Origin of the sequence: Halobacteroides halobius DSM 5150 (assembly GCF_000328625.1) — a bacterium.
In the GTDB taxonomy this organism is placed as follows: Bacteria; Bacillota; Halanaerobiia; order Halobacteroidales; family Halobacteroidaceae; genus Halobacteroides; species Halobacteroides halobius.
This window is the reverse complement of sequence record NC_019978.1, coordinates 226040-241359: the sequence shown is the minus strand read 5'-3', so window position 1 is coordinate 241359 and position 15320 is coordinate 226040. Positions and strand designations below refer to the sequence as shown.

The 15320-nt window shown below is 33.9% G+C and carries 12 protein-coding genes; 4 read left to right on the top strand and 8 right to left on the bottom strand.

Features of this window, described 5'->3' with window-relative positions; translation table 11 throughout:
* Positions 1 to 219: 219 nt before the first annotated feature.
* From HALHA_RS01230 to HALHA_RS01215, 4 genes are all read left to right on the top strand, one after another.
* The gene (locus HALHA_RS01230) at positions 220 to 942 is read left to right on the top strand and encodes a hypothetical protein (RefSeq protein ID WP_015325980.1); all 723 of its coding nucleotides are present in this window, start codon (positions 220 to 222) and stop codon (positions 940 to 942) included.
* Complete coding sequence (locus HALHA_RS01225; protein ID WP_015325979.1) at positions 943 to 1485, top strand: biotin transporter BioY; 543 nt, start codon at positions 943 to 945, stop codon at positions 1483 to 1485.
* Positions 1485 to 2639, top strand: coding sequence for a thiolase family protein (locus HALHA_RS01220; protein ID WP_015325978.1), 1155 nt, complete (start codon positions 1485 to 1487; stop codon positions 2637 to 2639). Before HALHA_RS01225 ends, HALHA_RS01220 begins: the two co-directional genes overlap by 1 nt.
* Positions 2640 to 2865: 226 nt before the next feature.
* The gene (locus HALHA_RS01215; RefSeq protein ID WP_015325977.1) at positions 2866 to 4197 is read left to right on the top strand and encodes a class I adenylate-forming enzyme family protein; all 1332 of its coding nucleotides are present in this window, start codon (positions 2866 to 2868) and stop codon (positions 4195 to 4197) included.
* Here HALHA_RS01215 and mnmL read toward each other — a convergent pair.
* The 8 genes from mnmL to HALHA_RS01175 form a co-directional block, all read right to left on the bottom strand.
* On the bottom strand, positions 4177 to 5130 hold the full coding sequence (gene mnmL / locus HALHA_RS01210; RefSeq protein ID WP_015325976.1) for a tRNA modification radical SAM protein MnmL/YtqA: 954 nt from the start codon (positions 5128 to 5130) through the stop codon (positions 4177 to 4179). The genes HALHA_RS01215 and mnmL overlap by 21 nt on opposite strands.
* Before the next feature lie 86 nt (positions 5131 to 5216).
* Entirely contained in the window at positions 5217 to 5789 is a 573-nt protein-coding gene (gene mnmM / locus HALHA_RS01205; RefSeq protein WP_015325975.1) for a tRNA 5-(aminomethyl)-2-thiouridylate-methyltransferase MnmM, read from the bottom strand.
* Between the two features lie 212 nt (positions 5790 to 6001).
* The gene (locus tag HALHA_RS01200; RefSeq protein WP_015325974.1) at positions 6002 to 8419 is read right to left on the bottom strand and encodes a glycoside hydrolase family 94 protein; all 2418 of its coding nucleotides are present in this window, start codon (positions 8417 to 8419) and stop codon (positions 6002 to 6004) included.
* Between the two features lie 31 nt (positions 8420 to 8450).
* Positions 8451 to 10571, bottom strand: coding sequence for a glycoside hydrolase family 2 protein (locus HALHA_RS01195; RefSeq protein ID WP_015325973.1), 2121 nt, complete (start codon positions 10569 to 10571; stop codon positions 8451 to 8453).
* A 19-nt stretch (positions 10572 to 10590) separates the two neighbouring features.
* On the bottom strand, positions 10591 to 12969 hold the full coding sequence (locus HALHA_RS01190; protein ID WP_015325972.1) for a beta-galactosidase: 2379 nt from the start codon (positions 12967 to 12969) through the stop codon (positions 10591 to 10593).
* A 15-nt stretch (positions 12970 to 12984) separates the two neighbouring features.
* Positions 12985 to 13512: a hypothetical protein gene (locus tag HALHA_RS01185; RefSeq protein ID WP_015325971.1), complete on the bottom strand. Its 528-nt coding sequence runs from the start codon at positions 13510 to 13512 to the stop codon at positions 12985 to 12987.
* A gap of 16 nt (positions 13513 to 13528) precedes the next feature.
* Entirely contained in the window at positions 13529 to 14395 is an 867-nt protein-coding gene (locus HALHA_RS01180) for a carbohydrate ABC transporter permease (RefSeq protein ID WP_015325970.1), read from the bottom strand.
* Positions 14396 to 15298, bottom strand: a complete 903-nt coding sequence (locus HALHA_RS01175) for a carbohydrate ABC transporter permease (RefSeq protein ID WP_015325969.1) — start codon at positions 15296 to 15298, stop codon at positions 14396 to 14398. It abuts the gene before it with no gap.
* Between the last annotated feature and the right edge of the window lie 22 nt (positions 15299 to 15320).

Genomic DNA, 15320 nt, shown 5'->3' with positions numbered 1-15320 from the left:
TTTCTTTTAACTATACAGTTTAAGGGTGAGAGAAATAACTGATTTAGACTTCGGTTCTCAGCTAGCCCGATTCTCTGTAATCTAATTCATTATTTCAGTCCCTATCATAACTTTTGAAGTTATATCGTTTGATAAATAGTATATGTAACTTCTTCTTAATTGTCAAGAAAATTTAGTAGTAATTTCTACCTTATTGTTGTAAACCTAAAATATTAATGGTTGACAATATTAAATTTATTTTCTATAATATCAAGCAGGAGGGATAAAAGTGGGAAACAACAAGTTATTAATTTAAATTCTACTGAATTAAAAAAATGGAAAGAAAGTTTTGATCTGCATTTTAACTGGAAAGAAAAATTATCTCCAATGGTTGCTTCTACCTTAGCTTTATCAACTTTATCAGAAGATATAGATACTGGATATTATTTAGCCAAACAAATATTTAATATTACAGAAATTCCACAATTAAATCAAAACTTAATACTAACTAGCCGATTAAAGAAAGCTAAAGCTATGACAAATATGAGTTATGTTAAATGTCAAGTAAAAGTAAACAGGAAGAATAAAGAATTAATCAATATAACATCTACCTTAATTAAAACTAAAAAGAAAAAATCACAACAAGGAGAACCTTTTTTCGCTAAATCCCAATCTTGGAGAAAGATTAATACTACTCAAATTTATAAATTTAGTCAGTATAGTTCTGATCCTAATCAAATTCATTTAACACAAGATCCAGTAATTCAGGGGATGTTACTGTTATTAACTTTAGAAGATCATTTAGCAAGTCATAACAAACTATTTAAACAAGCAACTATTACTTATTCAAAACCAATTAAAAGTAACAACCAAATTAATTTATCATGGGCCAAGGAAAATGAATTATTAGGTATTGTAAATAATCAAATTTGTTTCAAATTAACTATCAAGGAGGAATTCTAAATGTTTAAAAAATTAACTACTCAAGATATGGTTTATGCTGCAATATTCGCAGCTTTAATTAGTGTACTATCCTATATTTCAATCCCTATCCCCTTCAGTCCAGTTCCCGTAACAGGCCAATCACTTGCTGTTATGCTGGCAGGAGCTATTTTAACAACTAGACAAGCGGGTCTAAGTATGGGGATCTTTTTACTATTAGGAGCAATTGGTATCCCTGTTTTCTCACAAGGCAGAGGTGGCATTGGAGTCTTTATGGGGCCTAGTGGAGGTTATCTAATTGGATATCTAGTTGGTGCTATAGTAATTAGTCTGATTATTCAAGATAAGAAATCCTATCTACATATTGGTCTAGCTAATATCATTGGGGGGATTCTTGTTGTTCATCTATTAGGTATTATCTGGCTAAATATCATTACTGATATGGGACTACAGAAATCACTTATGGCAGGTAGTCTACCTTTTATCCCTGGTGATTTATTAAAAGCAACACTTGCTACTATAATTAGTGTTCCTATTATAAAGCGCCTTAAAGGAAGTCTCTAATGAAAGATGTATTTATTATAGGAGGGCTAAGATCTCCTATTGGTAAAACTAATGGACAACTTAAAGATTTCTTGCCAGAAAAACTAGCTGCTAATATCTTAAACCAGACTATAAACAAATATAATTTAACAGCAAATAAAATAGATGAAGTCATATTAGGTAATGCTGTAGGATTAGGCGGGTTGGCCCGCCTTTCTTTATTAGAAGCAGGTTGGCCCGTTAGAATCCCTGGTACTACTATTGATTTTCAGTGTGGTTCAGGTCTTAGTGCTATCAATCTAGGGGCCAACTTAATCCGAAGTGGACAAGCCGAGCTTATTGTAGCTGGTGGAGTAGAAAGTACAAGTCTAGAACCACGTCGTCAATTGAATCCTAATGACCCTCGGTTTACTAGAGAGGATAATTATCTCGACAGAGCTATCTTCTCTTCTTCCTCTTTAGGTGATCCAGATATGGGCCAAGCTGCCGAAAAAGTAGCCCAACTAAAGGATATATCACGACAAGCTATGGATCAGTGGGCACTAAGAAGCCACCAGAAAGCAACTAAGACTAAACAAAAAGGACTACTAGATGAAATCATAGCACCTATCAAAAAAGATAACCAAAAGATAGACAGTGACGAATCTATTCGCCCTAATATATCACTTAAACTACTAGAAAGAATGCCACCAGCCTTTGTAACAGAAGGGAGAGTAACCGCTGGTAATGCCTGTCTGACCCATGATGGAGCAGCAGTAATCATTCTAGCCTCTAAAGAAGCAGTTAAAGAATATAATCTAACTCCAGAAGCTAAATTTATTCAAGGAGCTACAGTAGGAGTTAACCCTAACTTGTCTCCTTTAGGGCCAATTCCAGCTATTAAGAAACTACTTCAAGAAAAAAATATTTCTATCACTAAGATTGATGCTTTAGAAATCAACGAAGCCTTTGCTGTCAAAATCCTAGCTTGTTTACAAGAGCTTAACATAACAAAAAATAAGGTTAATATTTTAGGAGGAGCCTTAGCTTATGGTCATCCTTATGGTGCTTCAGGAGCTATTATACTTCTGCATTTACTACAAGCACTAAAGGAAGTTCAAGGGGAGTTAGGAATCACTTCTCTCGGTGTTGCAGGTGGCCAAGGAATAGCTACATTGATTAGGAGAGCCACTTAAATATATATTATCTTACTTCAGTGAAACCTAATTGATATAAAGTGCCACTGCTATCAGTTATCTACTTTGTGCTATGAGCTAATTCAAAATCTTTACAGTCAAAACCTAACCCTTATAAAAAACATTACAAAGGTTTAGATTATATTTATGATTTTGACTTTGAATTGGCTCACGACTCACAGCTCATAGCTCATGACTATTAATAAAAGAAAGAAAGGAGCTTAACATGTTAATCCACGAGACCATTAAACAACAAGCCCAGCAAGATCCAACTAAAACTGTTTTGATTAATGGAGAAGAAAAAATTTCTTATCAAGAATTAAATCAGCAAATAACTACTATTGCCTCTAAATTAGCCACTTTAACAAATTTACAGGATAAAATAATCATTAAGCTAGCTAATCCAATCGAAGAACTTGTCTATTTCTTAGGGGCATCTAAAGCTGGACTGGCTTCAGTACTAGTTGCTACTGACCTACCAGAGAAAAATTATCAAAATATTATTCAGCGTATTAATCCTAAATTGATTATCAACCAAGACTTCACCTTGCCACAACAAATGTCTAATAAGTTACCAACTGTTGAAGATAAACACCTCTTTCTAGGTGCTCTAAGCTCAGGAAGTACAGGACAACCTAAGATTATCTGGCGTAATCATAGAAGCTGGGTCAGTGCTTTTGCTCACCAGAGTCGACTCTTTAATCTAGATAGTAGTGCTAGATTACTGTTAGTTGGCCCTCTAGTCTATACCGGTAATTTAAATAGTGCTATTCATTTAATCTATGAAGGTGGAACTATAGTCTTTGCAGAATCTAATTTTCCCAATAGCTGGCTAAAAGATATAGTTGAATATAATATCAGTGCTCTCTTTATGGTTCCAGCCCACTATAGAATTCTAATTAAGCGCCTTAAAGAACCACTCCAACGGATAAAATCTCTAGTGGGTACAGGAGCCAAATTAGATACTGCTACAGTTAAAAAACTCCAAAATTACTTCCCTAAAGCCCAAATCTGCCAGTATTATGGAGCTAGTGAATTAGGGCATGTCAGTTATGCTCTAGCAAAAGATATGATTGAAAAACCAGACACTGTAGGGCGCATCTTTCCTGAAGTTACAGCTTGGACTGAAGATAATTTAGTCTGGGTTAAAAGTCCTTATCTAGCAACTGATTATCAACCTCAAGCCACAGCTAATGATTTAGGGAAGATTAATGAAGATAACTATCTATACCTTTTTGGCCGAGCAGATGATATCATTAACCAAGGTGGTGTTAAAATAAACCTTAATCAGATTAAAGAAACACTTACTAACTATTCTAAAATAGATCAAGCTGCCGTTATCAGCCTTGATAATCAACTAAAGGGCAAAGAAGTAGCAGTAGCAATAGTTACAGATGATACCACCTTAACTAAACAAGAAGTTAGAGACTTCTGCCAGACTAATCTAGCTAAGGATAAACAGCCACAGAAAATTTTGTTTCTAGAAAAAATGCCAAGAACTAAAGTTGGCAAAATTGATCGCAATAAATTAAGTAAATTATTTAGAAAATTGCCTTAGAGCCTTACCTTCTAAATAAGCAAACTTTCTACCTTGATATGTATCTCGCTCTTCCATCTCTTCTAAAATAAAGTTATTAACTTCTGAATAATTATAACCCCAATTAACAAATAAAGTCCCTTCTTGAGGGGCCTTACCTAATAATCGTTGAACTCCTATCTTAGGGTCAAGATATTCTAAAAAAGTTATGACACGATCAAGATACTCTTCTAACGAAATCATCTCCAACTCTCCTTTTTGATATTCTGCCCCTAACTCAGTATCTTCTCTTAAGTATAAAGCATGGAGTTTAACATTATCAACTTCTAAAGCTGAAACTACCTTTGCACTTTCAATTGTATCTAATTTATTATCACCTGGCAGATTTAAGATTAGATGGACTCCAGTATCTACCTCATACTTCTTAGCTAAATTGACAGCAGCAATAAATTCTGCTAAACTATGGCCTCGATTTATCTCTTTTAAAGTATGGTAATTTACGCTTTGTAGTCCTAACTCAAGATTCAATTTAACTTCCGGAGCATTATTTTCAATTAAATCTACAATACCCTCTATATACTCTTGATTGATACAATCAGGCCGGGTGGCAAGAGCAATCTCTACTATATCTTCTACCTCTAAGGCTTGAGCTATATTATCTAGTAATTCATTTAAAGGTAAGTAGGTATTAGTGAAATTCTGAAAATAAGCAATAAACTGTTGGGCATTATACTTTTTAGCGATTGGCTCCTTGATCTCTAGCAGCTGTTCTTTAACTGGAGTTGGGCTAGCTTCTTCAAAACTGGCCCCTTCCTCACCACAATAGCTACATCCTCCTGCACCTAAAAATCCATCTCGATTAGGACAGGTCAACGGTAGATTAACAGGTAATTTATAAGTTTTAGCTCCATACTTATCCTTTAAATAATTAGAATACTTATAGTATTTAGTCATAATATCTCTCCCTGAATTAATAATAGACAGTTAAAAACACAACCTAAATAAAACCTAATATATAAAAAGTTCTTAGCTTTTGAATTTTAATTAGTTCGTTTCTTAATTGCTAACACCTGAGGAGGTTCTTTCTTCTGATTGATAAATTTATAATGCAATACATTATAAGCCTTTTCATCAAGCTCTATAGCATAATCAAATAGTACCTGTCGTTCTTCTCTACCACCTTCATGACCTAGATAGATAACAAGTACTAATACTCCCCCTGCTTTTAGTAAATCTAACCCTTCTTTTACCGCTTGTAAGGTAGTCTCTGCTTGGGTTATAACTTTTTTATTTCCGCCTGGCAGATACCCTAAATTAAATAAAATACCATCTACAGACTGGTTTATGTAATTTGACATATTCTGATGTCCATCATTAATCAATTTTACTTGCTCTTTAAGACTAGCTTTTTCTAATCTCTCCTTAGCTCTTTTAATTGCTTCCTCTTGTACATCAAAGCCCCAGATAGTTCCTGACCTGCCAACTAATTCAGCCATAAATTTAGTATCATAACCATTGCCTACTGTAGCATCAATTAGCTTGGCCCCTTTAGCTATCTGTTCACTCAATAACTGATGGGAAAAATCTACTCCTTGCTTAAAATCTTGTTGCACTTTCTATTCCTCCCTATAAAATCTACTTTAACTAATAAGTATGATTATCTGATTCTAAAAATATTATCGGCCTATATTGCTAATTCTTTTATATCACCAATAATTCCTTGAATAAAAATAGAAACTTTTTTAGATAACCTACAATTAGAAATGGTACTGATATTAATATCAGTACCATTTTCTAGGTCTATTTTAATATTATCTAAATAGTGCTAACCTAGTGTAACCTCTACCTGATGCTCTTCTCCATCATCTAAATCAGGTAACTTATTACCTTCAATTGCTTCACCATCAAGCTTAATCTCTTTAACACCTTGATTTACATGAACACTATTATCAACAGTAATCTGATAAGTTGTATTTCTAAACTTACGTTTCATTGTGTATCCATCCCATTCAGCAGGAATGCATGGATCTACAATTAATCCATCATAGTCTGCTCTAACACCTAAAATCCAGTTAGTAGCAACTCGTTGTAGCCATTGAGAAGAACCTGTATACCAAGTCCATCCTCCTCGACCAAACATCGGTGATAATGGCCCATCAGAGTTACCTGGTGTTACATATGGTTCAGCCATATATTCATCTGGATTATCAAAACGGTTAGGAGGACAGATACGTCGATAAGCTTCATAAGCCAATTCACCTTCCCCCGCTGCAGCATAAGCCCAGACAGACCAAGTTGCAGCATGAGTATAGACTCCTCCATTTTCACGTAGTCCTGGTGCATACCTTGTAACATAACCAATATCTGTACGCGGCTCTGTAAAGGCCGGATAATTCAATAATGTTCCATAATCTTCTAATAGATACTCATTGATTGAATCAATAACTGTTTCAGTTCTCTCTTCATCAGCAATACCACTCATAATAGCCCAGATATTAGGCATTAAGAAGATCTTACCTTCTTCATTTTCCTTAGAACCTACTTTTAATCCTGCATCTGTTGTTGCTTGCAGATACCATTCTCCATCCCATCCATACTCATTGACAGCCTCCTTCATATTCTCTTTTACTGTCTTCATCTTGTCAGCAAACTTGTTATCATCTCTTGCCTCAGCCAGTGGGATAAATGATTCTAGAATCATATATAAGAACTCTCCCACCCAAAAACTTTCTCCTTTCATATCAGGTCCAATAGCACTTAATCCATCATTCCAGTCATGGTGCCCCATTAACGGTACTCCACGAGGTGAGAATCTACTAAAGGACATTTCAATAGCCCGTTTACAGTGCTCATAAACATCTGCTTCGCCACCATCAAGAAATTCTACTACTTCATCTAAAACAGTGTAGTCATTTGTTTCTTTTAAGTAAGCATCTAAGATAAATGGTAACCATAATAAATCATCAGAACATTTTGTTCGTGGGCCTCCACCACCAATTGTAAACCACCAGTGATAGACATCCCCTTCTTGGAACTGTTGTTCAGCATGGGCAATAATCTGCTTTCTAGCTAGTTCTGGTTTACTAGTTAAGAATATTTGTGAATCCTGTAGTTGATCACGATATCCATAGCCAGCACTTGTCTGGTAATAAGCTGATTTGGCCCATAATCTACATGAAATAGCCTGATATTTTAACCAGTAGTTGGTCATAAAGTTCAGTGCATCATCAGGAGTATCTACTTTTTCAGCATCAATTAATTCTGACCAGAACTCTTGTACTTCTTTAAAGGCTTCTTTAGCACCTTCTACGGAAGTGTATTCCTGAATAAGCTTATCTGCATCTTCTGGTTCATTATTTACTCCTTCTATCTCATCCTTACCTTTTGCTGCAGAACCAATTGTATAAACAACAGTCTTTTCTTCTCCTGGCTCTAATGTTACATCAACTTGTAATGCTGCTGCTGCATCTCCAAATCTTCCTTGATTCTCTGCTAATTTATCTGCTTCTAATCCCTCTGGAGTAGCCTCATCAGAATACATTCCTACAAATGTTTCTTTATCACAGTCAAAAGATTTTACATCTTGACTGACTGCATGAAATCCTACATAATCCCAGTCTACATTATTAGCTAATCCTTTTTTATCTGGAAAGCCCCATAAATATTTTTCTAATTTAACAGCCTTCATATCTTGATCATACTCAGTATCCATAAAGATTTTATGGAATTCACGATGTTCATCTGGATGTTTGCCAGCTTCCCATTCAAAATAAGAGGTTAAATCTAATTTTCTTACCCTATCTGATTCATTTGTAACTGTCACTTCAAGTATTTCTACTGGATCATTAGGAGTAACAAATACTTTCATACTACTTTTAATCCCATTAACTTTCTGATTAAAGACTGAGTAACCAATGCCATGGCGTACTTCATACTCATCATAATCAGTTTGTACTGGATTCCAAGCAGCTGACCAGTATTCTTCACTCTCTACATCTCTAATGTACATATACTTACCCCAGTTATCCTTAATAGTATCCTGGTATAAACGAGTTAAACGATTCTGCCCTGCATTTCCTCTCCATGAGCAACCTCCACCAGTCTGAGAGACCATAAATGAATAATCACCATTACTGATAATGTTGGCCCATGGTCTTGGTGTTTTAGGGTCTGTAATTACATATTCACGACCATCTTCTGTAAAATATCCATACTTATTTTCAAACTTCTTCTCTTCTACCATGAATATCACTCCTTATTTTCTTGATATATTATTACATTGATTTATTATCATCAAAAACAAGCCCTCCAGCTTCCTTATATGGAGGTTGAGGTGCCATCTCTATCTGATAATCATTTTTTGAAATACAACTACCTTCTTGATCAAATAACTTTAACTTGACCTTATAATCTCCAGCTTCTATATCATCTGGCACTTCATATCGAAACGTTTCAAAATTAATAACAGTATCAGAAGCTATATCCACTTGCCCCTCTTTGATAGAAATTACCTCATCACTATCATTCTTCTCCAAACTAACTTTATAATTACATTCATTAAATTCTTTGTGATAATCATTAATAGCATATAATCCTAACTCTATCTCTTTGCCACCAATCCATCTTTCTCGTTCTAACTTAGCAGCAACCAATACAGGCTGAAAAACAGTCTGTAAAGTATAATAGCCTGCTTTAGGTTCTCGATTATAATCTACTACTGCCCAAGTGATAGAGGGCCAACATTCAACAAGCATAAAGTGGTATATACTACCTAGATTATTGTACTTCTCTAATCTATAATTCTCAATCGCATACTTAAGCAATTCAGCTTGATAATTCTGGGAATTATCTATAAATTCTTCTAGACTATCTCCTAGCTCAATCTGAGCAATATTAAAGGTTTCATCATACTGAAAATCATGATACATCATATTCTCCCAGTCAGGAGGCCATTCAGCACCACATATTTCTTGAGCAATTGGTAAATTAGGCATTGCTTGAGCACCAAATTCTGTAACTAAAGGCTTACAAGGAGTAGTCATGAATTCTTCCTTCTTAGTTATATACCAACCTGGATAAGGATGTTCTCTAAAATCAGAACTTGGATGTACATATCTCGCCGACTCTAGACTAGAAACTGTATTATATAATAATGGATCTAACTCTTCTGTATTGACACTAGGCTCATTATGGCAGCACCAGATACCGATAGAAGGATGGTTATAAAATTCATTTATCATATCCTTAATCTGGCTAACTGCTTCTGTTGCAAATCCATCTCCAGAATCATAACTCCATTGCAGAGGGAAATCCTGCCAAACTAATATTCCAGCTTCATCACAGGCTGTATAAAATTCATCTCGTGTCACATGGGCATGAACCCGAATTGAGTTAAGGTTAGCCCCCTTCATTAAATCAATATCTTCTGTGATCTTCTCTTGAGTATATTCACTCAACCACTGAGTAGGAATAATATTACTTCCTCTCAAAAAAATACGACGATTATTTAGAGTCCATTCTCCATTATCAGGATTATAATCTACTTCTCTGATTCCAGCCTTAAATTCTTCTTTATGAATTATCTCTTCTTTTTTTACTAACTCTACTTCACAAGTATATAAATAAGGTTCACCTTGGTCCCAAGTCCACCATAACTTTGGCTCTGCAAAAGAAATAATAGCATTCTTTTCTTCTCTACCTTGAGCAAGGCTAATATCTTGTTCATATCTTTCTCCATCTACCTTAATTACTAAAGTATAGTCTCCTGGTTCAGAAGAATAGATAGTAGAAGCAATATTTACCTTGGCCCGATTATCAGGTAGTACAGTTGGATTCCATTTTACATCTTGAATGAAATTAGTTGGTCGAATATCTATATATACATCATTCCAGATACCACCTGTATTCTTATCTTGACCATAATTAGGGTCCCATCCACCTGGACGGGCATCATGATGATTAAGGACTCCTTTAATTAATTTCTTTTTATTAGGCCATACTTCTTCAGTATCCTCTTTTGGAGAATTAACAACTACTTTTAAAGTATTCTTACCATCTTTTAATCTTTCTGTTACATCAAATTCAAAAGGTTGAAAATAACCTTCATGATCTCCAATACACTCTCCATTTAAGAATACCTGGGCAAAATAATCTACTCCTTCAAATCTTAAAAAAGCTAATTTTTCTTCTACCTCTTCTAAATCAACTTCAAAAACACGCTTGAATTCTATTTTACCTGCAAAGTTACTAACATCTGCTAACTCCCAATTAGTTGGAAGCTCCATAGTTCCACTAACTGGCAAATCATCTGTTTCTTCTTTAATTGACCCCTCTTCATAAATACAAGTATGGGCCAAGGGCTGATAATCCCAAACTCCTGTTAAGTCTATTATCACTTTATTCACCTCACTAAGACTATTTATTATTTCTAAACCTTATTTCTACTCTCTCACCAGTTCTACCTACAACCTTTATTTGATAGCCAGCTTCTAATTCTACCACCTGATTATTAATAGTTTCTACTGGCTCCCAATTATCAGTCTCTATGACTAGCTCACCTTCATCAGCTGATAACACAACAGATAAAATTACATACTTATCTTCTTTAGTTAGACTGTCAATCTCTATGGTACTATATTTTAATTCTATATCTTCTGCTAGCTTATAATCTACTGGTAACATTAATCCTGTCCTAGCTAGAACAGTTATTTCTTGACCTGCAAATAATTTATCTCCTTGATAGTCTATAACTGTCTCTTTGTCTATCTCATCATAATTATTAATAAAGATAAATTTATTTTGCTCATCTTTACGGATACTAATTGCCAAACTATCATCACTAGAAGAGATGATTGGGGCAATTCCCAATCTTTCAGCTAAAGAAGATATCAAATCTAGCTTATAATCATAATCATGTTCCATTCCTAAACCTAACATTAAAACTTTACCAGCACCATAATCCTTTAAAAATCCAGCATACTCTTCTTCAGTTTTATCTCCAGCCCAAGCAATAGGGTCACCAGGACACTCTTCTAGGATCATTCTATAATTTACAAATATAGAATCCATATCTAATACATTTACTCGTTCAAAACCTTCAGCTACATCCCAATCAGTTATCTCTAAAGCATCGGCAAGTATTCTACAATCTTCTCCTTGTAAATTATAAATTGGAACTGTAGGATAAAGTACTAATTTTCCTCCATTCTCTACATAATCCAATAACTTATGTTGAATTCCTGCTGCCATCCATTTTGTAGAGAACATCCATAGACTTGGGACTTCTTCTACATCAATCTCATCTTCCTGTAACAGATCATAAGCAGAAAAAGGTATATTAGCAGCAGTCAATAATCTTGCTATACCATCAAATTGAAAGTGATCACGTTGATTAGTTAATTTATCAATCATCTCTTGAGTAGACTGATTAGAAAACTCAGTCATATAATAATCTGGATAAAAACCAAGATAAGTACTTACTTCTTTTCGAGTATCTAATAAGTTCTCTCCAAAGGTCTGCATCATATTACCTAAATGCTGAACCTTATAATACTGGGGTCTAAACTCTCCTTCTAAATCAATAGGTGCTTGCCAGTCATGTCTTCTTCCAAAGAGTCCAATTTCTTCATAGTTTTCTCCAGAAACAAACATATAATAATTAATTGCATTCATTCCATGGGCTATACAGGTTCTAGCACTTAAATCAATATCAGTTGGTTGTAATTTAGGACGATCTGATAATCTTCCACTTTGAAACTCAGCTGAGAAATATGGCTGGTCATTAGGCTGAATCGCCTTTGTAAACTCTCCAGCTAAAATCAGATCATGAAAGTTATTATAATTGATATTTCCAATATAGAAATCACCAGCAAAGACTATATCATCGTCTATTGTCTCATATAATTGAGATAGCCCTATTTGATAATCAAACCCTCTACTACAAGTAGAAATATCCTTAAAGCCATGAATATTAACTATATAAGGAATATTAATGCCATAGTTTTGACTATACTCCTTTAAGGTATTAATATATTGACCAATATACTCTCGCATAAATTGGCCCCAGTCCCAATGTAGATACTTTTTCTTATCATCAGATAAATTAGGCATTTCTTCTACAGTAAACTCTTTAAAATTTGAAATATTGATATCATAAGTCTTACTTAAAGTATCTACATCTTTATAATTCTCTTTTAGGTACTCTACAAAATAATCTAATGTAACCTCATTATAATCTGAACTATTACTTACCCACTGTAGCATTCCAGTCTCATTATCCAACTGGAACATATAAACTGTTCCTTCTTCTGTTATCTGATAAGGAGCAATAATCTGACAGACTTCTTGATACCACCTTTTAGCCTTCTCTAAATAAACCGGATGCAAATAAGAGACTACATTAGTCGGGTGCTTACTTCCATCTTCTGTTTTAGCTATAACCTCAGGATAATTCTGAATTAACCAATCAGGAATCCCCTCATTTTTAATCTCTGACATTACATAAGGTCCTGGACGAACAATACAATAAACATCTTTTTCCTTTAGAAGTTGTAGAAAAGACTCTAAATCTCTTTCAGGCCTTGTTTTTCCTGTTAGATCAACCCTTCCTTCTTCCATTTCATGCCAATACCACGGTACATACGTACTAACTAAATTACATCCTGCTTCTTTTATCTTATCAACTCTATCTGCCCACTCTGCTTTAGGGCAGCGAAAATAATGGAATTCGCCACCATAAATATATTCTTTTTTGCCATTTATAATAAAAGATTGATCTTTTATTTCTACTCCCATATTTAATCCCCTACCTTATTTATTTTCTTTTAGTTGTTGTAATTTCTCCTCTGCTTTATTAACTATTTTTTGTTGAAGAGTAAAAATATCTGTTACCATTTGATAGGACTCTTTAGCTTTTTCAATTTGGCCTTTTTGAGCATATAAATCTCCAACACGCATTAAAATTTGTGGTAAATATTTATTATTCATCCTAAAATAAGTTTTAAAAGCTCTTTGGCCCATTGCTATATTCATCTTTTGATTTATTATTCTACTAACCTTCTTTTTAGCTGTAATATATAAACTAGGTTTAGGGAAAGCAGATGAGCTTTTCCAAGATTTTATTATTTGTTGGAATCCTCCTTTAAAGATATAACCTGAGTTATCTTTATTTAATACCCGCTCTCCTTTTAAAGCCTTAATATAATCCCCTTGCTCAAAATTAGCCATAGCTTGATCATAAAATCTTTGTGTTCTATTATAAGTCTCAACCCAGACCCAGCTGTAGGATACAGCTATAATAAGTAGCAATATGATAAATTTATTATATTTTTTTAACATTTCTTACTACCTCCTATTATTTCAAACCAACTCCAGTAAATGCTTTAACAAAGTTTTTCTGTAAGAAGAAAAAGACAATAACTACTGGAATGGAAATTAAAGTAGTAGCTGCCCATAATTGTTCAATATTCTTACCGGGAATTGAAGTCTGAAATCTATATAATGCCAACTGCAGTGTCATTAATGATTCGTTACGTATATATAAAAGTGGTCGTATGAAATCATTCCAACTTCCCATAAAAGTTAAGATTGTAACAGTAGCTAATCCAGGCTTAACCATTGGCAAAGCTACTTTCCAAAACACCTGCCATTCATTAGCTCCATCAATTCTAGCTGCTTCTAAATAAGCATCATCAAGCTGCCTCATAAATTGCATTACTAAGAATATATTATAGCCACTAAGCATAACAGGAAAAATCATTACCCGATAAGTATTAATCCAACCCCAATTATACATCATCATATATTTAGGAACTAATAATAAGACGGGAGGTAACATCATTGAACCTAATGCAGATCGAAATAAAATCTTTTTCCCTGGAACATCTGTCTTTATAATTCCATAAGCTACCATAGCAGAACAAAGAACATTTAAAAAAGTAACACTACAAGCAATAAATGTTGAATTAAAAAATAACCTTGGTATATTCAAAGATTTAAAGACCCCAATATAGCCTTGTAAAGATAACTGTTTAGGCAGTGCATTAGGAGCATGTAAGATTCTTGTTCCTTCTTTAAAAGAATTCATTATCATAAAGAAAAAAGGATACATAACTACAAAAGAACCTAAAATTAATACTAGATACAGACCGGTCTTTTTTCCTATTTTCTTTTGTTTAGGGGTCAAGTTTAATTTATTTTCTAATTTAGACTCAATCCTCATTTAGATTACCTCCTTTTCATCATTACCTTGAGTTACTCGCATTTCTAACATTGTTAGTGCATAAATTATTGCAGCTAATAAAATTCCAATTGCTGATGCATCACCCATTTGCATATCATCAAATGCTTTACTATATAAATACAGGACAGGTGTTAAAGCTGCATGATAAGGGCCACCGTTTAGATCAAAATTCATAAATACTTCTGTGAACATCTGTAAACCATTGATAATATTCATAGTCAAAACAAAAACAATTTGTGGCTTTAATAATGGCAAAGTAATAGAAACAAATTGTTTAAACCAACTAGCACCATCAATTTCAGCTGCTTCATACAATTGTTGGTCAATAGAAGACAATCCCCCTAAGAAGATAACCATTTGGACTCCAAACCATTTCCAACTATTAAACAAAGCTAAAACAGGCATAGGAAGCCATTTGCTAAATTTCCAGAATACTGGCTCTTTAATTATATCCCACTTTAGCAGAAAAGCTTGAATTGGCCCTTCAGGCCCAGATATAAATTTAAAAACAATCATTGCTACTGTTATAGAGGTAATTACCGGTAAAAAGTACACTGTTCTAAAAATTGCAGCTCCAGTAGTTATTCGCTTTAAAAATACTGCAAATGATAACCCCAATACTAAAGATAATATAATAAATATTGTTTGATTATAAACTATATTAAACATAGCTTGCCAAAATAATGGATCGCTAGCTGCTTCTATCCAATTACCAAATCCTACAAAAGAAGCCTTGGCTGGAGTTAGTAGATTTAAATTGAGAAAACTATTTCTAAAAGCAAGAAACATAGGATAAGCTAAAAATAGTGTAAAATATATGATCCATGGTAAAACAAAAAAACAACCCCATATCTGCTTTTTGGATAAATTTTTAAATTTCATAACTTTATTCATCCCTTTCAAA

Bases quoted from the DNA above. Each gene is read 5' to 3' on its own strand.
- HALHA_RS01200 (WP_015325974.1), bottom strand. From the start codon at position 8,419: ATGGTAGAAGAGAAGAAGTTTGAAAATAAGTATGGATATTTTACAGAA.
- HALHA_RS01175 (WP_015325969.1), bottom strand. From the start codon at position 15,298: ATGAAATTTAAAAATTTATCCAAAAAGCAGATATGGGGTTGTTTTTTT.
- HALHA_RS01225 (WP_015325979.1), top strand. From the start codon at position 943: ATGTTTAAAAAATTAACTACTCAAGATATGGTTTATGCTGCAATATTC.
- HALHA_RS01185 (WP_015325971.1), bottom strand. From the start codon at position 13,512: ATGTTAAAAAAATATAATAAATTTATCATATTGCTACTTATTATAGCT.
- HALHA_RS01190 (WP_015325972.1), bottom strand. From the start codon at position 12,969: ATGGGAGTAGAAATAAAAGATCAATCTTTTATTATAAATGGCAAAAAA.
- HALHA_RS01215 (WP_015325977.1), top strand. From the start codon at position 2,866: ATGTTAATCCACGAGACCATTAAACAACAAGCCCAGCAAGATCCAACT.
- HALHA_RS01220 (WP_015325978.1), top strand. From the start codon at position 1,485: ATGAAAGATGTATTTATTATAGGAGGGCTAAGATCTCCTATTGGTAAA.
- mnmL (WP_015325976.1), bottom strand. From the start codon at position 5,130: ATGACTAAATACTATAAGTATTCTAATTATTTAAAGGATAAGTATGGA.
- HALHA_RS01180 (WP_015325970.1), bottom strand. From the start codon at position 14,395: ATGAGGATTGAGTCTAAATTAGAAAATAAATTAAACTTGACCCCTAAA.